Annotated in this window: 24 protein-coding genes and 1 tRNA gene; 13 read left to right on the forward strand and 12 right to left on the reverse strand. The window is 37.4% G+C overall.

Annotated features, from left to right (window positions below):
• Window positions 1-45: 45 nt before the first annotated feature.
• Window positions 46-118: transfer RNA gene (locus AC2S94_RS00865), tRNA-Gly, on the reverse strand.
• Window positions 119-165: 47 nt separating this feature from the next.
• Window positions 166-618, reverse strand: coding sequence for a GNAT family N-acetyltransferase (locus AC2S94_RS00870; RefSeq protein ID WP_484629630.1), 453 nt, complete (start codon window positions 616-618; stop codon window positions 166-168).
• A 47-nt stretch (window positions 619-665) separates the two neighbouring features.
• Here AC2S94_RS00870 and AC2S94_RS00875 point away from each other — a divergent pair, with 47 nt between their 5' ends.
• From AC2S94_RS00875 to AC2S94_RS00885, 3 genes are read left to right on the forward strand one after another with little or no spacing between them, the layout of a single operon-like run.
• On the forward strand, window positions 666-1,217 hold the full coding sequence (locus AC2S94_RS00875; protein ID WP_484629631.1) for a ClpP family protease: 552 nt from the start codon (window positions 666-668) through the stop codon (window positions 1,215-1,217).
• A gap of 3 nt (window positions 1,218-1,220) precedes the next feature.
• Window positions 1,221-1,502, forward strand: a complete 282-nt coding sequence (locus AC2S94_RS00880) for a GNAT family N-acetyltransferase (protein WP_484629632.1) — start codon at window positions 1,221-1,223, stop codon at window positions 1,500-1,502.
• Between the two features lie 30 nt (window positions 1,503-1,532).
• Complete coding sequence (locus AC2S94_RS00885; RefSeq protein ID WP_484629633.1) at window positions 1,533-3,164, forward strand: L,D-transpeptidase family protein; 1,632 nt, start codon at window positions 1,533-1,535, stop codon at window positions 3,162-3,164.
• A gap of 1 nt (window position 3,165) precedes the next feature.
• On the opposite strand, the gene AC2S94_RS00890 is transcribed toward AC2S94_RS00885, so the two are convergent.
• Window positions 3,166-3,903 (reverse strand): murein L,D-transpeptidase catalytic domain family protein, encoded by a 738-nt coding sequence (locus AC2S94_RS00890; RefSeq protein ID WP_484629634.1) that lies wholly within the window; start codon window positions 3,901-3,903, stop codon window positions 3,166-3,168.
• A 431-nt stretch (window positions 3,904-4,334) separates the two neighbouring features.
• Here AC2S94_RS00890 and gpmI point away from each other — a divergent pair, with 431 nt between their 5' ends.
• Genes gpmI through AC2S94_RS00920 form a run of 6 tightly spaced genes read left to right on the forward strand, consistent with a single transcriptional unit; the run spans window position 4,335 to window position 9,020 of the window.
• Entirely contained in the window at window positions 4,335-5,852 is a 1,518-nt protein-coding gene (gene gpmI, locus AC2S94_RS00895) for a 2,3-bisphosphoglycerate-independent phosphoglycerate mutase (protein ID WP_484629635.1), read from the forward strand.
• 5 nt (window positions 5,853-5,857) lie between these two features.
• Window positions 5,858-6,415: a thioredoxin family protein gene (locus tag AC2S94_RS00900; protein ID WP_484629636.1), complete on the forward strand. Its 558-nt coding sequence runs from the start codon at window positions 5,858-5,860 to the stop codon at window positions 6,413-6,415.
• Between the two features lie 52 nt (window positions 6,416-6,467).
• Entirely contained in the window at window positions 6,468-6,872 is a 405-nt protein-coding gene (locus AC2S94_RS00905) for a BT0820 family HAD-type phosphatase (protein ID WP_484629637.1), read from the forward strand.
• An 8-nt stretch (window positions 6,873-6,880) separates the two neighbouring features.
• Window positions 6,881-7,696, forward strand: a complete 816-nt coding sequence (gene map / locus AC2S94_RS00910; protein WP_484629638.1) for a type I methionyl aminopeptidase — start codon at window positions 6,881-6,883, stop codon at window positions 7,694-7,696.
• Window positions 7,689-8,252, forward strand: coding sequence for an HNH endonuclease (locus tag AC2S94_RS00915; RefSeq protein WP_484629639.1), 564 nt, complete (start codon window positions 7,689-7,691; stop codon window positions 8,250-8,252). The genes map and AC2S94_RS00915 overlap by 8 nt, the downstream gene beginning before the upstream one ends.
• Window positions 8,253-8,255: 3 nt before the next feature.
• Window positions 8,256-9,020: a class I SAM-dependent methyltransferase gene (locus AC2S94_RS00920; RefSeq protein WP_484629640.1), complete on the forward strand. Its 765-nt coding sequence runs from the start codon at window positions 8,256-8,258 to the stop codon at window positions 9,018-9,020.
• On the opposite strand, the gene AC2S94_RS00925 is transcribed toward AC2S94_RS00920, so the two are convergent.
• The 8 genes from AC2S94_RS00925 to AC2S94_RS00960 form a co-directional block, all read right to left on the reverse strand.
• Entirely contained in the window at window positions 9,021-10,037 is a 1,017-nt protein-coding gene (locus AC2S94_RS00925; protein ID WP_484629641.1) for an FAD:protein FMN transferase, read from the reverse strand.
• 3 nt (window positions 10,038-10,040) lie between these two features.
• Window positions 10,041-10,397 carry a Na(+)-translocating NADH-quinone reductase subunit F gene (locus AC2S94_RS00930; protein ID WP_484629642.1) on the reverse strand — a complete coding sequence of 119 codons (357 nt, stop codon included), beginning with the start codon at window positions 10,395-10,397 and terminating at the stop codon, window positions 10,041-10,043.
• Window positions 10,398-10,571: 174 nt separating this feature from the next.
• Entirely contained in the window at window positions 10,572-11,858 is a 1,287-nt protein-coding gene (gene nqrF / locus AC2S94_RS00935) for an NADH:ubiquinone reductase (Na(+)-transporting) subunit F (RefSeq protein WP_484629643.1), read from the reverse strand.
• Window positions 11,859-11,873: 15 nt separating this feature from the next.
• Window positions 11,874-12,488, reverse strand: coding sequence for an NADH:ubiquinone reductase (Na(+)-transporting) subunit E (nqrE, locus tag AC2S94_RS00940; protein ID WP_026914367.1), 615 nt, complete (start codon window positions 12,486-12,488; stop codon window positions 11,874-11,876).
• Window positions 12,489-12,515: 27 nt separating this feature from the next.
• Window positions 12,516-13,262, reverse strand: a complete 747-nt coding sequence (locus tag AC2S94_RS00945) for an NADH:ubiquinone reductase (Na(+)-transporting) subunit D (protein WP_484629644.1) — start codon at window positions 13,260-13,262, stop codon at window positions 12,516-12,518.
• Between the two features lie 2 nt (window positions 13,263-13,264).
• Complete coding sequence (locus AC2S94_RS00950; protein WP_484629645.1) at window positions 13,265-14,008, reverse strand: Na(+)-translocating NADH-quinone reductase subunit C; 744 nt, start codon at window positions 14,006-14,008, stop codon at window positions 13,265-13,267.
• Window positions 14,009-14,010: 2 nt separating this feature from the next.
• Window positions 14,011-15,198: an NADH:ubiquinone reductase (Na(+)-transporting) subunit B gene (locus AC2S94_RS00955; protein WP_484629646.1), complete on the reverse strand. Its 1,188-nt coding sequence runs from the start codon at window positions 15,196-15,198 to the stop codon at window positions 14,011-14,013.
• Between the two features lie 14 nt (window positions 15,199-15,212).
• Window positions 15,213-16,556: a Na(+)-translocating NADH-quinone reductase subunit A gene (locus AC2S94_RS00960; RefSeq protein WP_484629647.1), complete on the reverse strand. Its 1,344-nt coding sequence runs from the start codon at window positions 16,554-16,556 to the stop codon at window positions 15,213-15,215.
• 161 nt (window positions 16,557-16,717) lie between these two features.
• Here AC2S94_RS00960 and AC2S94_RS00965 point away from each other — a divergent pair, with 161 nt between their 5' ends.
• Genes AC2S94_RS00965 through apaG form a run of 3 tightly spaced genes read left to right on the forward strand, consistent with a single transcriptional unit; the run spans window position 16,718 to window position 19,490 of the window.
• Entirely contained in the window at window positions 16,718-17,971 is a 1,254-nt protein-coding gene (locus AC2S94_RS00965) for a type IX secretion system plug protein (protein WP_484629648.1), read from the forward strand.
• 12 nt (window positions 17,972-17,983) lie between these two features.
• On the forward strand, window positions 17,984-19,102 hold the full coding sequence (locus AC2S94_RS00970; protein ID WP_484629649.1) for a DUF3667 domain-containing protein: 1,119 nt from the start codon (window positions 17,984-17,986) through the stop codon (window positions 19,100-19,102).
• 1 nt (window position 19,103) lies between these two features.
• Entirely contained in the window at window positions 19,104-19,490 is a 387-nt protein-coding gene (apaG, locus tag AC2S94_RS00975; RefSeq protein WP_484629650.1) for a Co2+/Mg2+ efflux protein ApaG, read from the forward strand.
• Here the strand turns inward: apaG and AC2S94_RS00980 are convergent.
• Complete coding sequence (locus tag AC2S94_RS00980; protein ID WP_484629651.1) at window positions 19,475-20,194, reverse strand: NRDE family protein; 720 nt, start codon at window positions 20,192-20,194, stop codon at window positions 19,475-19,477. The two genes, apaG and AC2S94_RS00980, sit on opposite strands and share 16 nt — an antisense overlap.
• Window positions 20,195-20,333: 139 nt before the next feature.
• Here AC2S94_RS00980 and pruA point away from each other — a divergent pair, with 139 nt between their 5' ends.
• Window positions 20,334-21,977, forward strand: coding sequence for an L-glutamate gamma-semialdehyde dehydrogenase (pruA, locus tag AC2S94_RS00985; RefSeq protein WP_484629652.1), 1,644 nt, complete (start codon window positions 20,334-20,336; stop codon window positions 21,975-21,977).
• Window positions 21,978-22,155: the final 178 nt, after the last annotated feature.

A 22,155-nucleotide genomic window follows, 5' to 3' on the forward strand; every position in this document is an offset into this window, starting at 1 on the left:
GCTTAGGGCATAAAAAAAGCTCCATCTTTCGATGAAGCTTTCTAGAGCGGGAGACCGGGTTCGAACCGGCGACATTCAGCTTGGAAGGCTGACGCTCTACCAACTGAGCTACTCCCGCCTAACGCTGCAAATATAATCTGATTCAGTTTCAAAAACCAAAAAATTTTACAGCTTTTTTAAAAAATGATATCCTCGTATCACATAGCCCAGATTCATATAGAATTTGTGAGAACCGAAATTTTCCACATAAGAATTCAATTCCATCGTTTCACATCCCTTTGATTCAGCATATTGATGAATAAACTCAAATAATGACTTCCCTACTCCTCTTCCCTGGTAATCTTCATTTATAAATATATGATCAGCTTCACAAGCCTTACCTGCATAATGCCTCGTCATAAACCATAATCCAAAAACACCAATCAAATTCTGCTGGTCATAGATGCCAAAACATTCATAATTCTGATCGAACATTTCGAGTAGTCTTTCCTTTAATAATTCATCTTCAGGAGGCTGCTGGTGAAGTTTTTTCAGGAAGGGCAAAACCACCTGAAAATCTTCTTTTAAAATCTTGTTAAATGCCAGTTCCATGATTCTGTTTTCTGCTAAAATAGTCATATTTTTAGCTACATATACAACTAGTTAAATAAGCATAAATGGATTTCATGAAAAATAAAACTGGCAAGATTCAAGACTTAATCGACATTAAATTATTAGATAAAAGAAAGATCTACATGTGGGGCGAAGTAAATGACAAAACTGCCAAATATGTAATCGACAGGTTGGAATATCTGGATCTTGAAGGAAATGATGAAATTCAGCTTTTCATCAATAGCCCGGGTGGTTATGTTACAGATGGTTTCGCCATATATGATACAATTATGAGCCTGGAATCACCAGTATCAACAATTTGTACAGGATTAGCAGCTTCTATGGGTTCTATTTTACTTTCAGCAGGAAAAAAAGGAAGAAGATTTATTCAGCCTCACGCTAAAGTTATGATACACCAGCCAAGCGGCGGAGCAAGAGGCCAGGCTTCAAATATTGAAATTGCCGCCAATGAAATTTTAAAAACGAAACATCTTAGCGCTGAGATACTGGCTGAAAATTGTGGCCAGACGGTAGAGAAAGTATTGAAAGATTTCAATAGAGATTACTGGATGGACGCTAATGAATCAATGGAGTATGGTATCGTAGACGGTATCTTTAAGAAATAATCTATGGAAATTAAACATAAGGAAAACAACAGCCGCGGTATGTTCTATATCGAAAATGAAAAAGGACTTATCGCAGAGCTGACTTATCATAAAAACGAAAATAATGTTCTTACAATAGATCATACCGAAGTTAAAAGAGAAATGGAGAACCAGGGAATTGGTTCGAGTCTTATTAAAGAGAGTGTAGAATACGCAAGAAAGCATAATCTCAAAATTGATCCTCTCTGTCCATTTGCAGAGGTTCAGTTTGATATGCATAAATCTTATGAAGATGTTCGCGCCTAATGGAGGCCGAACATCTTCAATCTAAAAATCATGCGTAGCCCCAGCCTCAAATTCATTTTTATCCTGCTTCTTATTTTTACGTCATGTAAGGAGGAAAAAGAAACTCCCGGCGTTGAAGAACGTAACGATGTAGAGGAGATCACTTTTCTTACTGAAGACGATCTTATTGAAGATTTTTTTGAAGATGCTGAGCCTGGAATGGAAGAGCTTTTTAATGCTACACAAGTTTCCAAATTTTATGAGGCTAATGAGTTTGAGCCCATCTGGTCTGAAAGAAAATTACGGGAAGATCTTTTTAGAAATATTGAGAACATTGAAGAAGAAGGCCTCTTTTTTGAAGATTATCACGGAGAGAGGCTTCAGAAATTATTCAAATCCTTAGATACTAATTCTGAAGAAGAAAATAATCTGCTGGAAATCCTGCTAACCGATGCTTACCTTCGGCTTTCTGAAGATCTGGCAACTGGAAAACTGGATCCTACTGAAATTCATGAAATCTGGGGAACTCCTTTAAACACTATCGATGCGCCTGAATTATTGAGGAAAGCAATTTCACAAGGCGATATTCAGAAAAGCCTGGATACTTTAAGACCGAAAAGCAAGGTATATCAGCAATTAAAATCTGCGCTAAATGAATTCAAAAAGACTGGAATAGATGAAAAATCATCTACGAAAATTCCGGAAGGTCGACTGGTGAAACCAGGAGAAGACAGCGAGAGAATATTTGAAGTTACCAAAAGACTCACCGAACTTGGTTATTATAAAAGTCCGATTGATAGCACCAATACTAGTTACAATAAGGAAATTCAGGAAGCGGTTGAAAATTTTCAGCTGGATCACGATCTGCAGGTGGATGGATTATTGGGAAATACAACGATCACCAATTTAAATCTTACCAGAAGAGATCGCTATCATCAAATTCTTGTAAATCTTGAAAGGTGGCGATGGTATCCCCGTGATCTGGGTGATCATTACATCATCGTAAATATTCCGGATTATGAACTTAGCGTGGTTAAAAATAATGATACCGTTAGAACTCATAAGATCATGGTTGGAACCGAAGTTCGCAAAACACCAATTTTTTCAGATGAAATTGGGTATATCATTTATAATCCAACCTGGACCATCCCTCCAACGATCAAAAAAAATGATGTAATTCCTGGAGCTAAACGTGATATCGGGTATTTCAAGAGAAAGAATATTAAGATTTATGACAGCGGTGGGAATACGGTAGATCCCTCTAGTGTAGATTGGAACTCTTCAAAAGCGCTTTCATATACCTACAGGCAGCCAGCCGGAGCGACCAATCCGCTCGGAGTTGTAAAGATCATTTATCCTAATGAATATATGATCTATCTTCATGACACTCCTTCGCGTAATTTATTTGAAAAGAATGCCCGAGCGCAAAGCTCCGGATGTGTTAGAGTTCAGGATGCTCTAGGCCTGGCAAAATATCTTTTGGAAGACCAGGAGCGATATGATGACGAAAAAATCAAAGAAATTTTAAAATCGGGAAAAACGACAGAGATCCCAGTAAAACAGAAGGTTAATGTGCATCATTTTTATTGGACCGTCTACCAAAAAGAAGACACCATTAAATTTATTAATGATGTCTATAATCTTGATCAAAAAACCTGGGAGCTTCTAAAGCCCGTAGGCTAAATTATACGTTTAAATAATCAGAGTTTTTAAGGTAGTTCTTATCACTTTTATGAATATAAACTACAGACTTTCCTTTTATTTTATGGATTAAATCTTTTGCTATTTTATTTGGTACTGCTGGACAACCATAGCTTCTTCCCAATCTACCATATCTATTGATAAACTCAGGTTCAGCATAATCTGCACCATGAATTACCACGTAACGCTCACGTGCTTTTGAATTAAATCCTTTTTCCATACCATCTATAAATAAAGACAATCCGTTTTTGCCATAGTATGTTTCACCAGTTACGTAAAAACCAAGAGAACTCTGGTGAGAATTCACCTTATTGGAAAAATTGTTCGCAAACTCAACACCCGTATTTTTACCATGAGCAACGTATGTATTGAAAACAACCTCCTTAGTATTCATATTAAGGATCCACATTCTTTTCTTTTTTGAAGATAGGTTGAAATCGATAACGGTTAAAAGCGGATTTGAAACTTTTCCAGCTTCATCAAGTTTAGTATAACCACTAATGGCTTTTTCAAAAACTGAAATATTAGGCATTGTAGAATTATTCATCGAAAAAGCATCGTAAAGATCCGCAACTTTTTCTTCGAATGATTTCTTAACTTTTACTTCAACAGGTAATTCCGGGGCTATTTCGGACTCTTTCAAATTGTTGATTTCGGCTGTGCTACTAAAAGCAAATGAGAAAATTAATACTCCAACAACACTAAGAATTCGGTACTTCATATATCTTTTTTCTAATTTTTGTTAATAAAAACCAAAAGTCCTGCCAACATACGAAAAATTAAAAAGAATTATAAAAAAACTCCAACTTTAACAATTCACCCCCCCTATTCACTTATTATTAAGCACAATAAGGCAAATGCAGCGGGTTTATAAAGAACGAGATCTCTATTGAATTAGTATCTAATTATAATTTTAAAGTGTTAAATTTTTAAATAAGAATGAGTATCAAAATTGCGAATTTTGTGTTAACTTACTTCTTAGGTCCGTTGAATTTGAAGATTTCTAAATTTTAGTGATGAAGTCTCAATTTTTAAATCGACTACCAATAAATTTTAAAATTTGAAAAACGAGTTTTAATAAAACATTATAGAAGCTCGTTCGGGCATTACATTGAATTGTTTTTATCTTTATCCCCCAAACTATTGACGTAAATGAATAAGAAAGTTCTTTTAATGATATTAGATGGTTGGGGCATTACTCAGAACGAGGAAGTTTCAGCAGTCGCAAAGGCGAATACTCCATTTATGGATTCCCTGCCGGAAAAATTTCCACACGCAACTTTAAGAACAGATGGTATGAACGTTGGTCTGCCAGAAGGGCAAATGGGTAACAGTGAAGTTGGCCATATGAACCTTGGCGCCGGCCGTATCGTTTATCAAGATCTAGTAAAGATCAATATGGCTGTAGAAAAAGGTACGTTGAAAGATGAGCCTGTTCTGGAAGAAGCCTTTAGTTACGCGATCAAAAACGACAAACCCATTCACTTTATGGGTCTTTTGAGTGATGGTGGTGTTCATTCACATATCAATCACTTAAAGGGATTGCTTACTGCAGCAGATGAGCTGGGGGTCAAAAAGAAATATGTGCACGCTTTTACCGATGGTCGTGATGTAGATCCACATTCAGGAAAAGGTTTTATAGAAGAACTTCAATCACATCTTAAAGAAACAAACTCTGAACTTGCCTCGGTTATTGGACGTTATTATGCGATGGACAGGGATAAGCGTTGGGAGCGTGTAAAAAAAGCATACGATCTTATTGTAAAAGGTGTTGGTAAGAAAACTAGAGATGCGGCTTCTGCGATTCAGGAAAGCTATGACAATGATGTAAGCGATGAATTTATCGAACCAATCGTACTAACAAATGAAAATGGTGAACCAGTTGCCAGATTGAACGAAAAAGATGTGGTTATCTACTTCAATTTCAGAACAGACAGGGGAAGACAGCTTACACAAGCCTTATCTCAGGATGATTTTCCTGAGTATGACATGAAGAAACTACCATTATATTATGTCACGATGACAAAATACGATGATAGATTTAAGAATGTGAATGTGATCTTCAAAAAGTCCAACATTAAAGCAACTCTTGGTGAAGTCCTTGAATATGAAGGTAAGAAGCAGATCAGAATTGCTGAAACTGAGAAGTATCCACACGTTACATTTTTCTTTTCCGGAGGAAGAGAGGAGCCTTTTGCCGGTGAAAAACGCATTATGTGTAATTCTCCCAAAGTTGCTACCTACGATCTTCAACCAGAAATGAGTGCTTTTGAGATCAAAGACAAAATAGTTCCTGAAATTGAGAAAGAATCAGCTGATTTTATATGTCTGAATTTCGCTAATCCAGATATGGTTGGTCATACTGGAGACTTTGATGCGGCGGTTAAGGCATGTGAAACTGTAGACACCTGCGCTAAAGAAGTTGCTGAAGCAGCATTCGATAAAGATTATTCAATCATCATTATCGCAGACCATGGAAACAGTGAAGTGATGAAAAATCCTGATGGGAGTCCGAATACTGCTCATACCACCAATCCTGTTCCACTAATTTTAATGGATAAGGATGTGAAAAATATAAAAGATGGTAAGTTGGGTAATATCGCACCGACTATCCTTAAATTGATGGGTATAACCCAACCAGACTTAATGACCGAAGATCCTTTAATTTAGATTATATGAACAAATTTTTAATATTACTAGCAGCAATCACTTTGAGTTGTGGTAACACTGTTAGTAAATCTAACATTCAATCGGAAACATCAAATAATACTGAATTGGAAGACGAGCAAAAAGATATGCTTTTAGGTGAATTCAAGAAAGAAGAACTCCAACAAAAGCCTTTTTCCAGCTGGTTTACCCCTCGATATGAAGAATTCACGCCAGAAAGTAATTCTATGTCCACTATAAAGGAAAATATCGGTGATTACGAGATAAAACTTTTAATGGGTACATGGTGTGGTGACAGTAAACGTGAGCTTCCAAAATTGCTGAAAATTCTCGATGAAGCGAATTATGATTATGACAACCTGGAGATGGTTGCTGTAGATTATAACAAACAAACTCCTTCCAAGATCGAGGAGGAATTAAATGTGGAGAGAGTTCCTACAATTATATTTTACAAAGATGGTGAGGAAGTGAACAGATTTGTGGAGTATTCACAGGAAGAAAGTATCGAAGAGGATATAGCAAAAATAGTTAGCGGAGAAGAGTACAAAAATTCTTACAGTAACTAAGATAAGACCGCTGGTATCCTATAAATTAGAAAATATTAAGTAATTTCGCTTTATGCCCAATTCTCTTACCATAGCAGTTGACTTTGATGGTACTATAGTGGAGAATAGATTTCCTGAAATTGGAAAACCTATACTTTTTGCCTTCGAATCTTTAAAAAAGTTACAGGAAGAAGGGCACCGCCTTATTTTGTGGACCTACCGCAGTGGCGTTAAACTGGATGAAGCAGTTGAATTCTGCGAAAAAAATGGTCTTAAATTTTACGCAATTAATAAAAGTTATCCTGAAGAGGAATATGATAACACTATTAGCCGAAAGATCCTCGCAGATATTTTTATTGATGACCGTAACCTGGGCGGAATGAAAGGCTGGGGCGAAATATTTCAGATGCTAAGTTTGGAACAGCCCGGCAAGATCAAAAAGAAAAAGAAAAGAACCGGTTTATTCGGAAGATTGTAAGAAAGAATATGATAATACAGAAATCCAGAGAAGAAATTGAATTGATGCGTGAAAGTGCACTCATAGTGTCTAAAACGCTTGGAATGCTTGCTCCTAAGATCAAACCCGGAGTAACAACTCTCGAACTGGATAAATTGGCTGAAGAATTTATTAGAGACCATGATGCAATACCTGGTTTCTTAGGATTGTACGATTTCCCCAATTCTTTATGTATGAGCCCCAATGCTCAGGTAGTTCATGGAATTCCTAACGATACACCATTGAAAGAGGGAGATATCATTTCTATTGATTGTGGTGCTATCAAAAATGGCTATTACGGAGATCACGCCTATACTTTTGCAGTTGGCGAGGTGGCTCCGGAAGTAAAAGAATTATTGAAAGTGACTAAAGAGTCGCTTTACGAAGGAATAAGAGAATTTAAGGTCGGAAATCGCGTGGGCGATGTAGGCTATGCAATTCAAAAATATACTGAAGACCGTGGTTATGGAGTTGTTAGAGAACTTGTAGGCCACGGAATTGGTCAAACCATGCATGAGGATCCTGAAATGCCTAATTATGGCAGAAGAGGCCGTGGAAAGAAGTTTGTAGAAGGCATGGTAGTCGCTATTGAGCCTATGATAAACATGGGAACTAAAAGAATAAAACAATTACCTGATGGCTGGACGATATTAACAGCCGACAATAAGCCAAGCGCTCATTTTGAACATAACGTGGCGCTAGTAGACGGGAAACCCGAGCTACTATCAACTTTTAAATACATCTATGAATCCTTAAATATTAATACTAAAGAAGAAGACGAATTTAGAGCAAAAGTTTATGATTAAAAGTTACAGACAGGAAATCTGGAAAACCCTACATAAAGATTCCTGGGAAGACCGCTTTATCTATAAAGTCTCAAATTTCGGAAGAATGATCAGTTATCTGAAAAATCCCGAAGGAGACTTAATGAAAGGCGGAAAAGTAGGTGGATATTTAAACTTCGCGGTAAAATTGAAGAATGGTAAGCATAAAACTTATTACATTCATCGCATTATTGCAGAATTGTTTTTAGAGAAGAAAGAAGGCGATCAATATGTGATTCACAAAAATTTTGTGAAGAACGACAATCGCGTTTCTAACTTGGCCTGGGCCACCAAAGACGAATGGGTCCAACATCAATACAACAGTCCTAAAGTAAAGGAGAATAAGAAAAAAAGAAAGCTTAGAAAGGTAACTTCTTATTCAAAACTAACCTACGCACAGGCTGTAATCCTAAAGAAAAAACTTTTAGATCCCGAAAGGAAAACCCGTATCAGAGTTCTTGCCAAGCAATTTGGAGTTTCTGAGATGCAATTGTATCGTATCAAATCGGGTGAAAACTGGGGAGATATCGAAGTATAGAGAATGAGTAATCTTTTTAAACTGGCCTTAAATAAAATTCCCAGGCCTGTTCTTATTAGAGCCAGTTACCTGGTAAGGCCATTTTTAAAGATTTACTTGAAAGGCTCTCGATATACCGATCCAATAGATGGGAGCGGTTTCCGGAAGTTTTTACCTTACGGCTATGAAAATCAGCGGGAAAATGTCCTTTCCCCTTCTACCCTCTCTTTGGAGAGGCATAGACTCTTGTGGCTTTATCTGAAAAATGAAACTGAATTTTTCAGCAAGGATCTTAAGGTCTTACACTTTGCTCCGGAACAGGCATTTTATAAACGATTCAGGAAATTATCGAATCTGGATTATACCACTACCGATCTTAATTCACCTCTGGCAGATGTGAAGGCAGATATTTGTGACTTGCCATTTGATGATGAAAGTTTTGACTTTATTTTATGCAACCACGTGCTGGAGCATATTCCTGATGACCGGAAAGCGATGCAGGAATTATTCAGAATATTAAAACCTGGCGGAACAGCAATTTTGCAGATCCCACAGGAATTAGATAGAGCTGAGACTTTTCAGGATGATACTATAACAGATCCTAAAGAGCGTGCAAAGATCTTTGGTCAATATGATCATGTTCGGGTTTACGGAAGAGATTATTTTGATAAACTAAGAGCTGTTGGTTTTAAGGTAGAAGAAGCAGATTATACCTCAGAATTATCTGAAACGGAAATAGACAAATACCGTTTGGCAAAAGGTGAAATTATCCCCGTGTGCCATAAATAATTACTCCACTATATTTTTCTGAAAACCTGGAGTCTGAAAAACCTCCATTCCGCCGTTCTCAGTTGAATATAGAATATAAACTTCTACATCTTCTAATTTCTCCAGTGTGGATCTGGTTCTTTCAAGACCAAGCGCCATAAATGCGGTGGCATAGCCATCAGCCAGCATACAATTCTCAGCAAGAACAGAAGCACTTAAAATATTGCTTTTTTCAGCTTTTCCTGTTTTTGCATTTATGGTATGCACATATTTCTGACCTGTTATGGAATCCATGCGATATTTTCGGTAATTACCGGAAGTGGCCATCGATGAATTTACCAATTTGAGCTTAGCGTATAACTTTCTATTTTGTCCCTGTTCCTGGTTAGGATCGTCAATACCCACGATCCATTCATTTTCACTATCGAGATTCCTTCCTTTAGCACGCAACTCTCCTCCTAGTTCTACCAAATAATTTTCTACTTGATGAGATTCTAGATATTCAGCAATCACATCAATCGTGTAACCTTTGGCAATAGCATTAAAATCAACATAGATAGCTGGATCTTCTTTGTTAATGGTATTATCTTTCTGGATGCTGATCTTATCAAACCCGACAAGATTTCTTAAAGAATCAAGCTTTGCACTGTCAATTTCATTTAAAGGCTTTCCAGGACCAAATCCGTATGCATTCACCAATACACCTACAGTTGGATCAAAAAAACCGTTACTCTCTCTATAAATCTTTTCTGAAGCATAAAATACCTTGACGAAATGATCATCTACCTTTACCGTGGTATCACCTCGATTGATTCTTGAAATATCAGATTTGGTGATATAAGTACTCATAGAAGAATTGATTTCATCCAGAATACTATCCAGCGATCTTTCAAATTGCAGATCTTTATCGGAAAAATATTGAACCGAATAGGTGGTTCCCAAAGCTTCTCCGTAATATTCGTGTTTATTTACATCAGATTTCTTATTACATGAAATGAATAAAGAAACAGCAGTGAACAATATAAATATCTTTCTCATCCTCTAAAACTCTTTCCAACCAGAATAGTTCACAACGTAATCATCATCACTGGAAATTGGCTTATCATAATCTAAAGAATTGGCCAATCCTACACCGGCGTAAAATGTCCGGGCATTAAATTTTTCTGCATGCTCCTTTATATCTTTCATAAAGGCCGGATCAAAAGCATTTGGATCATCGGGATAAGTAATCGCGCGTACGATCACAAAGTGAAGTTTCGTATCCTTAAGAGCGACGAATTGTGGGTTTCGCTTCAACTTACTATTTACTCCTAAAAACTCGTAACCATTGTCTTCAAGATCTTTTCCCACGATATTCATCGCGAGATTATGAAGTTCCTGTTCATTTAATTTTGGCATGAAGTAAAGATAAAAATTAGCAGATTAAAAATTGAAAATCACCTGGCGAACTTACTTTTAGTTATAAAATCTGAAAACTATAAGATCCTGAAAAAAATTCAGGTTGACCTATTTAGTAATTTCCTAAGTTCAGATAATAGCAAAAAAAATCCCGCCGAAGCGGGATTGAATTTATTATCCTCCAAAGTCATCAAATCTGATGTTCTCCGGCGGAATTCCGAAGTCTTCACCCATTTTCTGAACAGCTTTGTTCATCAACGGTGGTCCACAGAAATATAGTTCAATTTCTTCCGGCTCTTCATGATGTGAAAGATAGTTGTCAATCACTACCTGGTGAATAAATCCTACGAATCCATCACCTTCATCATCAAGACTTGATTTAACTTTCCAGTTATCTTCTTCCATCGGCTCAGAAAGCGCCAGGTAGAATTTAAAGTTAGGGAAATCTCTTTCTAATGCTCTAAAGTGTTCAGTATAGAATAATTCTCTCTTAGAACGTCCACCATACCAGTAAGTCACTTTTCTACCAGTTTTCAAAGTTCTGAATAGGTGGTATAAGTGAGATCTCATCGGTGCCATTCCAGCTCCACCACCAACATAAAGCATTTCAGCATCAGATTCGTTGATGAAGAATTCTCCGTAAGGTCCTGAAATAACCACTTTATCACCCTTCTTAAGACTAAAGATATATGATGAAGCAACTCCAGGGTTTACATCCATCCAACCGTCTTTTGCTCTATCCCATGGCGGAGTCGCAATACGTACATTTAACATGATCTCACGTCCTTCAGCTGGGTAAGAGGCCATAGAGTAAGCTCTTTCAACCGTCTCAGGGTTTTTCATTACTAAAGGCCAAAGTTTGAATTTATCCCATTCTGCCTGGAATTTATCTGGAGTCTCATGTTCCTCTGGGTGAGCCGTGATATCCATATCTTCAAATTTCACTTCGGTTTTAGGAACCTCAATTTGAATATATCCTCCAGCTTTGTAATCCATATCTTCAGGAATCTCAACAACGAATTCCTTGATAAAAGATGCCACGTTATAGTTTCTTACTACAGTAGCGTCCCATTTCTTAATTCCGAATACTTCTTCAGGAATGGTAATTTTCATATCCTGCTTTACCTTCACCTGGCAACCAAGTCTCCAACCGTCAGCGATCTCTTTACGTGTAAAGTGAGGTTCTTCAGTTGGAAGAATTGCTCCTCCACCTTCTTCAACAATACATTTACACTGGATACAGGTTCCACCTCCACCACATGCAGATGGAAGGAAAAGTTTGTTATCACCTAAAGTTGAAAGTAAAGTTCCACCGGAACCAACTTCAATATCTTTCTCGTTGTTAACATTGATAGTTACTGGTCCTGATGGCGTTAATTTTGCCTTGGCACCCAAAAGAATGGATACCAATAACAGGATCAAAACTAAAAATACTACTACACTCGCTATAATTACTGTCATAATCTTTCTTTTCGATTATAATTTAATTCCCATGAAACTCATAAAACCTAATGCCATTAAACCGGTAATGATAAATGTAATACCAAGACCTTTTAATGGAGCAGGAACATTTGAGTATGCAATTTTTTCTCTAATGGCTGCAATTGCAAGAATTGCTAGAAACCATCCAATTCCACTTCCTAAACCGTAAGTGATAGCTTCAGAAATTCCTCCGAAGTCTTTTTGCTGCATAAATAATGAACCACCAAGGATCGCACAGTTTACCGCAATAAGTGGAAGGAAGATACCCAAAGCACCATAAAGTGCAGGAGCAAATTTTTCTACGATCATTTCAACAAGCTGTACCATAGAAGCGATTACCGCGATAAACATGATGAAACTTAAGAAACTAAGATCCACATCTGCGTATTCAGCGCCTAACCAGCTAAGAGCTCCAGGCTTCAATAGGTAATTGTCAAGTAAAAAGTTGATCGGAACCGTAATTGCCAGTACGAAAATCACGGCAGCACCTAAACCAACAGCTGTTTTTACAGTTTTTGATACCGCCAGATAGGAACACATTCCCAGGAAGTAGGCGAATATCATATTTTCAATGAAAATACTTCTTACAAATAGATTAACTAATTCCATTTTTTATACTTTTTTGCTGTTCAGCTATTAGTTTTCTTCAATTAGTTTACGGTTTCTTGCACGTTGTACCCAAATAATAACCCCTACTACAATAAGTGCCATTGGAGATAGCAACATCAAACCGTTATTCTCGTAACCTATCGCGTATAGACCGGTAGATTCAGCAAGTGTAGCTCCTTTATGACCAAGAACTTCAAATCCGAATAGTTTACCAGAACCTAAAAGCTCTCTGAAAAATGCCACGATGATCAGGATCAATCCGTATCCTGCTGCGTTACCAATCCCGTCAAGGAAAGATTTGTAAACTCCGTTACCTAAAGCGAAAGCTTCCAGACGTCCCATTACGATACAGTTGGTAATAATTAGTCCTACGAAAACTGATAACTGCTTACTCACATCAAAAGCGTAAGCCTTTAAGACCTCACTTACCAAAATTACAAGTGAAGCTACCACCACCAGCTGAACGATAATACGAATACGGCTAGGGATAAGGTTACGCAACATTGATATGATCATGTTACTAAATGCCATTACCACCATTACCGCGATCGCCATAACGATTGCCGGCTCTAACTGAACTGTAATCGCCAATGCTGAACAAATACCTAAAACCTGTACAGTAATCGGGTTGTTATCATCTAAAGGATCTGATAATAATTTTCTATTCCCTTTGGAAAGAAAATGCTCTTTTTCTTCAGAATCTGAAAGAAAAAGGATCATTTCCTGTTTCTTCTCTTCCTCTTTAGCAGAGTTGAATTTTTTCTCTTTAGCCATAATTATTTTATTGCTACTTTAATATCCTTTTGCTTCTCGAAATAAGGCAAATAACGCTTCAGTCTTTCAGAGATCATATCAGAAACACCATCACCGGTAATAGTCGCTCCGGAAATAGCATCTACTTTATTATCATCTTTGTCTGAAACATCAATATTTCCTTTTACCACAGATACACCAACCAGGTTCCCATTAGAATCAAAGATCTTTTCATCTTCAAATTTCTTTTTGAACCATTCTTTAGTGATCTCTGCTCCAAGACCAGGAGTTTCACCAAGGTGATCGAAAGTTGCACCCTTAATTGTGTTCACGTCATCTTTTAAAGAAATGTATCCGAAGATCGCGTTCCATAGTCCGTTACCTCTTAAAGGAACGATATAGTATCTTGATCCCTCAACTTCGGCAACATATAATGGAAATATCTGTTCTCCTACATCTTTCTTAAGCTCTTTCGCAAGATCAACCTTAAATGCGTCTACAGATTCGTCTACAGTTCCATCTTCTTTAATCGCAACCTCTTCAACAATATATTTATCGTAAAGTTCTTTAGCTCCATCTCTATCTGTAGTAATTCCTACTGTAGAAAGAATGTTCTGCATTTTCTCCTTACGGATATTTTCCTGCTGAGTTGGCTGAAGTGAAGTTGCAGCAAAAGCAAGCACCGCAGCTACTACAACCACCATGATAATGGCGAACATAAAAGTATAGCCATTACTATTTGTTTTATTTACTGATTTCTCTTCCATAATTATGCTGTTTCTACTTGAGGATTCGCATTCTTAAGTCTTTTCTTTCTTCTGTTCACATTTGCCTGCACCACATAATGATCTATAGTTGGAGCAAAAACGTTCATCAATAGAATTCCAAGCATTACCCCTTCAGGATAGGCCGGGTTGAAAACACGTATCATTACTGAAAGAAATCCAACAAGGAATCCATAGATCCATTTTCCTTTCATCGTTTGAGCAGCCGATACTGGATCTGTTGCCATGAAAACGATACCAAAAGCAAGTCCACCAACTATAAGGTGTAAATACCAAGGGAAGTTTGTAAGTTCATTTCCTTCAAGTCCCATTGCCGGTAGCGCGTTAAAGATAAGACCCATAGCCGCTGCACCAATAAATGCACTTAAAATAATTCTCCAGCTTCCAACTTTAGTAAGTACAAGAATCAACGCTCCAGCAAGAATACAGATCGCTGATGTTTCTGCAATAGATCCCGGGATCACTCCTGAGAACATATCCATTGCTGAGTAAGGCACTTCATTTCCTGAAGCCAACTTACCTAATATTGTTTCTCCTGATACTGCATCTACTTCATACGCGTTGCTAACCCATACTGAGTTACCAGACATATAAGTTGGATACGCAAAGAAGGCAAATGCACGTGCAGTAAGCGCAGGATTCAAAATATTCATCCCTGTTCCTCCGAAAGCTTCTTTACCAATAAGTACAGCGAACACTACTGAAAGTGCCACCATCCAAAGTGGAATATCTATCGGCATGATCATAGGAATAAGTAAACCTGTAACCAGGTATCCTTCATTCACTTCGTGTCCTCTAAAGATCGCGAAAGCAAATTCAATTCCCAGACCCACTGCATAAGAAACAGCGATCATAGGAACGATCTTTAAGGCACCTTCTAAAAATGCATCCATAAAAGGTACTCCATTTGCATATTCCGGCAACTGGTGTAAATATTGGTAACCTCCGTTCCACATTCCGAAAATAAGCGCCGGAACAAGAGCAAGAACAACGGTGATCATTGTTCTTTTAAGGTCTACCGCATCGCGAATGTGAGCTCCTTTTTGTGTTGTATGATTGGGAGTAAAAAGGAAAGTATCCAAGGCGTTGATCGCCGGAGCATACTTTTCTAATTTCTGACCTTTGTTAAAAGGCTCCCTGATTTTATCTAATCTTTGTCTAATCCATTCCATAGTTCTTCAGCTTTTTAACCTACTTCGGTGATCATTAAATCCAGACCTAATCTAATTACTTCCTGAATTTCAATTTTAGAAGTATTCACATATTCCACTAAAGCAAAATCTTCAGGAGCCACCTCATAGATCCCCAGATTTTCCATTTTTTCAATATCACCTGCCATACAGGCTTTGATCAACTGCATTGGATAAATATCCATTGGCAGAACTTCTTCCATCTCTCCGGTTACAACCAAAGCACGCTCTTCCCCATTTAGATTGGTAGTAGGCGTATACTTTTTCTTCGGGAACAACCACGATAGGGAGGTATGTGAATTTGAGTGTATATTGTTATAGGTGAAAGGCAACCAACCAAACATTCTGTAATTATTACCTTCAGGAATAAGAGTTACTTCATTTTCAAAGAACCCGATGTATTGATTATTGGAAAGCTGAGTTCCAGTTAATACATCTCCAGAAATAATACGAACATCATCAGAAGCCTGACCAATTATATCTGCAACATTAGCTCCAATTTTGGTCTGGTAGTATTTTCGGTCCTTAGCCTCACTACCTGTTAAAGCTATAGTTCTATCAGCGTGATATTCTCCAGTTAGGAAAACATTACCAATAATCGCTACATCTTCAACTCCAACAGTCCATACTCTTTCTCCCCTGTTAATAGGGTCGATCTTATGGATTTGAACACCAACATTTCCTGCAGGATGCTCTCCTTTCACGTGATGTAATTCAACGCCTTCAATATTCTTTAAATATTCAGCTGAACTATCATCAACAGAAACATGAACTTTTCCCGGAGTTAATTTTCTTAAAGCATTGATACCTTCCTGGAAAGCAGCAATTTTATCTTTAATGATAAAACCTTTATCTGCCGCAAGAGGCGCAGTAGTAACCGCAGAGATGAAAATAGCTTTAGGAGTGTCTTTAGGATCAGCAACGATTTCGTAAGGTCGCTGATTGATAAATGCTCCACAACCACTTTCAAGAATTCTTTCTTTAATATCCTTGGCATCAGCTTTAGACGCGTCCATTTTACCAAAATCACGGTAAGCGTCTTCAGAATCGGCCTCGATTATAACCTCAAGAATTCTTCTTTTGTCACCTCTTTTAATTTCTTTAAGAACACCACTTACAGGCGTAGTAAAGCGAATTTCTTCTGTATATTTTGAATAGAAAATCTCATCACCGGCAAGAAGTTTTGCTCCTTCTTTAACAACCATTTTTGGTACAACAGTGTGAAAATCTGGCGGTTTGATCGCGTAAGTTTTGGATCTCGGAGCCTTAACGAGCTCTTTTTCCGCCTCCCCTTCTAATCGCAGAGATAATCCTCTTTTAATTCGAATGTCTTTTGACATAGGATGGAGTGTATGTTAAAATTTTTAGTTTAAAGTCGGGCAAATTTATGAATTTTCGCTCCATTTATCCCAACAATTAGAAGAATTTTACTTTGATCAACTGTTAAAATAAATTGATATAAAAACCGTAATTCCATTAACTTTGCTTAATATTAAAAACTATGAGAGTTTTTCTATTCTTCTTATTCTTAGCAGGAATTTCTTTTTCTGCGGCCTCTCAGGTTGTCCAGGAGACGCCTCCCCCATCTTTCATAAGAACGGTGATTTTCCAGGGAGATTCTACTGAAAATGTTGGGAACCCAATTATAAGATCTGGCAGCCGCATTAATCTTAAATTTGATGATATTATCGGGGATGAAGCCGATTATTATTATACCATTGAACATTATAATTTCGACTGGACGCCCAGCCAATTGAGTAAGAATGAATACCTGGAAGGTTTTGACAATGTAAGGATCATTCAGTATACCAATGCGCTAAACACACTGCAGCCTTTCACCCATTACAAACTTTCCATTCCGAATAAAAATGTAAAGCGATTAAAAGTTACCGGGAATTATATGCTGAAGGTTTTCAATTCTAACCGTGAACTGGTTTTTTCCCGAAAGTTCATGATCTATGATCCCATCGCCCAGGTAAGTGCCGAAATAAAACGATCTCGAGACCTCAACTTCATCGATGAAAAACAGGTTGTAAATTTCAGCGTGAATTCTCCAGATCTGCTTTTGAAAAATCCTGATCAAAATGTAAAAGTGAGTGTAATTCAGAATTATAATTTGAAACTTGCCATCAATGATCTCAAACCACAATATACCATTGCGAATGAATTGATCTACCGCTACGACGTAGAATCTTCCTTTTGGGGCGGTAATGAATTTCTACAGTTTGATAATAAAGAGATCAGGGTAACTACTTCGGATATTTCAAGTGTGGAACTTGGCGACCTTTATCATCATTTTCTTTTTTTAGATTTTACCAGGGCAGATCAGCCGTATACTTATAATCCCGACATCAATGGCGCTTTTGTGGTAAGAAATATTCAGGCAGGTGAATCAGATCGCGAGGCAGACTATGTCTGGATGCATTTCAGATTAAAAAATTATGATAACATTGAAAATGCTGAAATTCATATTTACGGCGGATTCAATAACTTTGAATTAGACAAAAGCACCCTGATGACTTATAACGATAAGACTGGCTATTATGAAAACGCCAGACTTTTTAAACAGGGTTTTTACAATTATAAATATGTGCTTTTAAACGAAGACGGGAGTATTGATGACGGGTTTATTAGCGGAAATTTTGATGAAACCGAGAATTCATACACCATTTTGGTCTATTATCACCCACCGGGCGCACGGTATGACCAGCTTATTGGTATTGGATATGCAAATTCTGAAAATATTCGAAACTAATTCTTATATCCAATGCTGGATAAATACGAAAAGAAGGATGCCCTTTATAAGTATCGCGGTGAAGTCTGCCTGAATTGCGATTTTCCACTTGAGAAAAGTGATCGTTTTTGTCCGAATTGCGGACAAAAGAACAGCACTAAAAAATTAAGTTTTGGAGATTTCTTTGTAGAATTCTTCTCCGGGCTATTTTCTTATGATTCCAGATTTCAGAGAACCATAAGAGTTCTGCTTTTTGAGCCAGGCAGGATCTCCAAAGACTATATTCAGGGTAAGCGAACTATGTATGCGAATCCGTTTAGATTTTACCTAAGCGCTTCCATTATATTTTTCCTGATCGCGGGAGTTTCAGATTCGCTTGAGGGCGTAAATCTTCAGGAGCAGGATGAGAATTTTCAGGAGGAACTTACCAAAGTTCAGCAGGACACTTTACTTCAGTCTGAGTTGAAGGAAATACCTGCATTGAAAGAAAATAATATTCAATTAGATTCCATTATTCAGAATATACCTGCGAAAAAGGAAAATATCGAAGAAACCTATGAAGATGTTTATTTGCCTGAAAAAGATCTTGATACCTTAAATTATATCAACAGGCATGCAAAAAAGCTTGATATATTTTATAAATATTTCCAAGAAACCGGTGAGACCGATTCGGAAGTGGTAATGACTGATCTTGAATATTCTCAGACAAATTGGAATTACTGGCTATATGAAAAGGCAAGAAAATTTAGCCTTATTTACGCGAATCCAAAGATCTTCGCCGATTACTTTGTGAGCAAACTGCCATTTATCATATTTTTCTTCCTGCCGGTTTTCGCTTTATTTATCTGGCTTTTATATTTAAGAAGGTCTTTTAATTACATGGAACATCTCGTATTTGCTTTCCACGTGCAGACCACTTTTTTCATCCTGTATATTATAGGCTATTCTATAGATTACGTTTTAAATTCAGAATGGGGGTTCACCGTGGCCAATACTATTTTTCTATTCTATTTGTATAAGGCCATGCGTAACTTTTACGGACAGCGTCGTGTTAAAACGATTTTAAAGTTCATATTACTGAATATAATATTCTTTACCTTAGCTATGATAGCTGCTATAATCGCTATCATTGTATCATTCTCAATTTTTTAAAATGATCCATCAGATCACCAGAGGAATAAAAATTTCCGTCGAAACACATTTCGAAGGGATGTTCTACAAAAACCGTAGGATACATCACGCCTTTGGATACCAGATCACCATAGAAAATCAAAGCACCGATTCAGTTCAATTGGAATCAAGATTCTGGGAGATCAAAGATTGTTTAAATGAAACTGAAACCGTTGCCGGAGATGGTGTTATTGGAAAGCAACCGGTACTGGAACCTGGGGAAAGACACACTTACAAAAGCGGATGTCTATTGCGTGGCCCCATTGGAACAATGTGCGGGCATTACAACATGATGAATTTCAGCACCTCTAAAAATTTCACCGTCAAAATCCCTTCATTTAAACTGAATGCCACTTACGCATTAAACTGAAAATAATTTTCAGTCACTTCTTTACTCATCAAGTTTTTATACCAGAATTTCAATTCTTCCGAAGAATTGTAAACTTGAGTAATACTTTGGGTTTTTAAAAATCCGCGATCTATAATTAGATCATATTGCTTACTTCCCTCCCCGGCATTATGGTGAAAATCAAGCAGGCTTTTTGGATTATATCCCTCAGATCCTTTCAACTTCTTAAACCAGTTGATTCTTTTCGCCTTCATTTCTTCGGAATATAAAGGAGAAGAAGACCAAATATGCTCTTTCATAGCCAGCTCCTTAATTTTTCTATCTTTTCCATTCCAGAGCAATTCGTAAAAGGCAAGTCCGTTATGCCAGTCTACCACGATCATGGTAAAAGGCTCGATATCTTGTAGATTATATTCCTTAAACAATTTCCTGAGCTTTGGGCCGGCTAAAAAATCTTTGACCACTATCCCTCTGCTCTTTCGGTATTCAGGTTTTCTCACATGGGGCTTTTCAGCTCCGTTCATGAGACATACGCAACGCAGTTTTTCACTAATTCCTATCCAGGTTCCTCCTGCCTGCTCATCTTTTGGATAATAAAGCTTCGTATCCTTGTAAACTTCTTTTTTTGGAGGCAAAGTATTCCTGCTTACTGCTTCATCCCTGTTAGAGGTTAAAATAAATCCATTCATAGAGCCCGGATGCGGAACCAAAGTAATCGTACACATGAGTAATTTCGAAATTTTAAGGAAAATAATGAAAAAAGTTAAGCTTTCGTGAAGTGAACCGAGTTCTTCCTTAAAACCGCTTTATTTTTTTACCTTTAGCAGAATTAAATTACAATCGAAAAAAGCAAAATAAATATTTATGGGAAAAGGATTTTTTCACGTTCCAGTTGCTGTTAATGAACCAGTTAAGAGTTACGCACCTGGAACCCCAGAAAGAGAAGAAGTTTTACTTACGTACAAGGATCTATGGAACGCAAATACAGAAGTTCCTCTATATATTGGGTCTGAACAGGTAAAAACTGGAGACACAAAAACTATCAATCCTCCACATGATCACAAGCATGTAGTGGGAACCTACCATTTAGCGAAGAAAAAGCATGTTGAAAAGGCTATTTCTGAAGCATTAGAAGCTAGAAAAAAATGGGCGAAATTGGAATGGGAACAGCGTGCTGCCATCTTTTTGAAAGCAGCAGATCTTATTGCAGGACCTTATAGACAAAAAATGAATGCTGCCACTATGATAGGGCAGTCAAAAAATATTTACCAGGCTGAAATTGATTCAGCATGTGAAATCTGTGATTTTCTAAGGTTCAATGTTGAATATATGGCTCAGCTGTATAATGAACAACCAGAATCTTCGGAAGGAAACTGGAACAGAGTTGAGTACAGACCATTAGAGGGATTCGTTTACGCTATTACGCCATTTAACTTTACGGCGATTGCAGGTAACTTGCCTTCAAGCGCAGCATTGATGGGTAACGTAGCAGTATGGAAACCTAGTGATAGTCAAATGCTTTCTGCACAGGTGATCATGGAAGTTTTCAAAGAAGCTGGTCTACCTGATGGTGTGATCAATATGGTGAACGGAGATCCAGCAATGGTAACCGACACTGTTCTTGCCAGCCCAGATTTTGCCGGTATCCACTTTACTGGTAGTACAGATGTATTTAAAGGTATTTGGGAGAAAATTGGTAAGAATATCAGAAAATACAAAACTTACCCAAGAATCGTAGGAGAAACTGGAGGTAAAGATTTTATTCTTGCTCACCCAACTGCAAATCCTAAACAGGTGGCTACCGCTATTTCAAGAGGTGCTTTTGAATACCAGGGTCAGAAATGTAGTGCTGCTTCACGTGTATATCTTCCAAAAAGTCTTTGGCCAGAAATCAAGGATTTTGTTATTGAAGATGTGGAGTCCTTCAAAATGGGAACACCTGAAGATATGACCAATTTCATCAATGCGGTGATTCACGAAGCTTCTTTTGATAAGCTTGCAAGTTACATTGATAAGGCTAAAAAAGATAAGAGCAGTGAGATAGTCGTAGGTGGAAACTATGATAAATCTAAAGGTTATTTCGTAGAACCTACGGTAATACTTACTACAGATCCTCATTACACCACTATGGAAACTGAACTTTTCGGTCCGGTCGTAACAATTTACGTGTATGATGACAAGAATTTCAATGAAAAGAAATGGGCTGAGATTTGCGAGACTGTAGACAATACTAGTATTTACGCACTTACCGGAGCAATTTTATCTGGAGACCGTTACGCAGCAGCTCAAGCTACAGATCTTCTTCAGAATGCCGCTGGTAATTTCTATATCAATGACAAACCAACCGGAGCGGTTGTTGGTCAGCAGCCATTTGGTGGAGCGAGATCAAGTGGTACTAATGATAAAGCTGGTTCTAAGATGAACTTAATGAGATGGATCTCAGTAAGACTGATTAAGGAGACCTTTGTCCCTGCAACAGATTATAGATATCCGTTTATGGGCGAATAATTTTTCAATTAAGCCACAATTTCATAAAAACCGCTGCATGAGCAGCGGTTTTTTTATACCTTATTTTAAATCAGACCCTTAGAACCTAAGTAGTATTTTTCTTCTGTCTTTGTCGACTTTTAACGTTTTTTAGCGAATAATTGGCTAAAATTCAGAAAATTAAATTACATTTATCTGC

The sequence above is a fragment of the Christiangramia pacifica genome (genome assembly GCF_057221535.1).

What these genes read in the sequence shown, in the direction of transcription:
- AC2S94_RS00870 (WP_484629630.1), bottom strand. Translation starts at nt 618, where the DNA reads ATGACTATTTTAGCAGAAAACAGAATCATGGAACTGGCATTTAACAAG.
- AC2S94_RS00875 (WP_484629631.1), top strand. Translation starts at nt 666, where the DNA reads ATGAAAAATAAAACTGGCAAGATTCAAGACTTAATCGACATTAAATTA.
- AC2S94_RS00880 (WP_484629632.1), top strand. Translation starts at nt 1,221, where the DNA reads ATGGAAATTAAACATAAGGAAAACAACAGCCGCGGTATGTTCTATATC.
- AC2S94_RS00885 (WP_484629633.1), top strand. Translation starts at nt 1,533, where the DNA reads ATGCGTAGCCCCAGCCTCAAATTCATTTTTATCCTGCTTCTTATTTTT.
- AC2S94_RS00890 (WP_484629634.1), bottom strand. Translation starts at nt 3,903, where the DNA reads ATGAAGTACCGAATTCTTAGTGTTGTTGGAGTATTAATTTTCTCATTT.
- gpmI (WP_484629635.1), top strand. Translation starts at nt 4,335, where the DNA reads ATGAATAAGAAAGTTCTTTTAATGATATTAGATGGTTGGGGCATTACT.
- AC2S94_RS00900 (WP_484629636.1), top strand. Translation starts at nt 5,858, where the DNA reads ATGAACAAATTTTTAATATTACTAGCAGCAATCACTTTGAGTTGTGGT.
- AC2S94_RS00905 (WP_484629637.1), top strand. Translation starts at nt 6,468, where the DNA reads ATGCCCAATTCTCTTACCATAGCAGTTGACTTTGATGGTACTATAGTG.
- map (WP_484629638.1), top strand. Translation starts at nt 6,881, where the DNA reads ATGATAATACAGAAATCCAGAGAAGAAATTGAATTGATGCGTGAAAGT.
- AC2S94_RS00915 (WP_484629639.1), top strand. Translation starts at nt 7,689, where the DNA reads ATGATTAAAAGTTACAGACAGGAAATCTGGAAAACCCTACATAAAGAT.
- AC2S94_RS00920 (WP_484629640.1), top strand. Translation starts at nt 8,256, where the DNA reads ATGAGTAATCTTTTTAAACTGGCCTTAAATAAAATTCCCAGGCCTGTT.
- AC2S94_RS00925 (WP_484629641.1), bottom strand. Translation starts at nt 10,037, where the DNA reads ATGAGAAAGATATTTATATTGTTCACTGCTGTTTCTTTATTCATTTCA.
- AC2S94_RS00930 (WP_484629642.1), bottom strand. Translation starts at nt 10,397, where the DNA reads ATGCCAAAATTAAATGAACAGGAACTTCATAATCTCGCGATGAATATC.
- nqrF (WP_484629643.1), bottom strand. Translation starts at nt 11,858, where the DNA reads ATGACAGTAATTATAGCGAGTGTAGTAGTATTTTTAGTTTTGATCCTG.
- nqrE (WP_026914367.1), bottom strand. Translation starts at nt 12,488, where the DNA reads ATGGAATTAGTTAATCTATTTGTAAGAAGTATTTTCATTGAAAATATG.
- AC2S94_RS00945 (WP_484629644.1), bottom strand. Translation starts at nt 13,262, where the DNA reads ATGGCTAAAGAGAAAAAATTCAACTCTGCTAAAGAGGAAGAGAAGAAA.
- AC2S94_RS00950 (WP_484629645.1), bottom strand. Translation starts at nt 14,008, where the DNA reads ATGGAAGAGAAATCAGTAAATAAAACAAATAGTAATGGCTATACTTTT.
- AC2S94_RS00955 (WP_484629646.1), bottom strand. Translation starts at nt 15,198, where the DNA reads ATGGAATGGATTAGACAAAGATTAGATAAAATCAGGGAGCCTTTTAAC.
- AC2S94_RS00960 (WP_484629647.1), bottom strand. Translation starts at nt 16,556, where the DNA reads ATGTCAAAAGACATTCGAATTAAAAGAGGATTATCTCTGCGATTAGAA.
- AC2S94_RS00965 (WP_484629648.1), top strand. Translation starts at nt 16,718, where the DNA reads ATGAGAGTTTTTCTATTCTTCTTATTCTTAGCAGGAATTTCTTTTTCT.
- AC2S94_RS00970 (WP_484629649.1), top strand. Translation starts at nt 17,984, where the DNA reads ATGCTGGATAAATACGAAAAGAAGGATGCCCTTTATAAGTATCGCGGT.
- apaG (WP_484629650.1), top strand. Translation starts at nt 19,104, where the DNA reads ATGATCCATCAGATCACCAGAGGAATAAAAATTTCCGTCGAAACACAT.
- AC2S94_RS00980 (WP_484629651.1), bottom strand. Translation starts at nt 20,194, where the DNA reads ATGTGTACGATTACTTTGGTTCCGCATCCGGGCTCTATGAATGGATTT.
- pruA (WP_484629652.1), top strand. Translation starts at nt 20,334, where the DNA reads ATGGGAAAAGGATTTTTTCACGTTCCAGTTGCTGTTAATGAACCAGTT.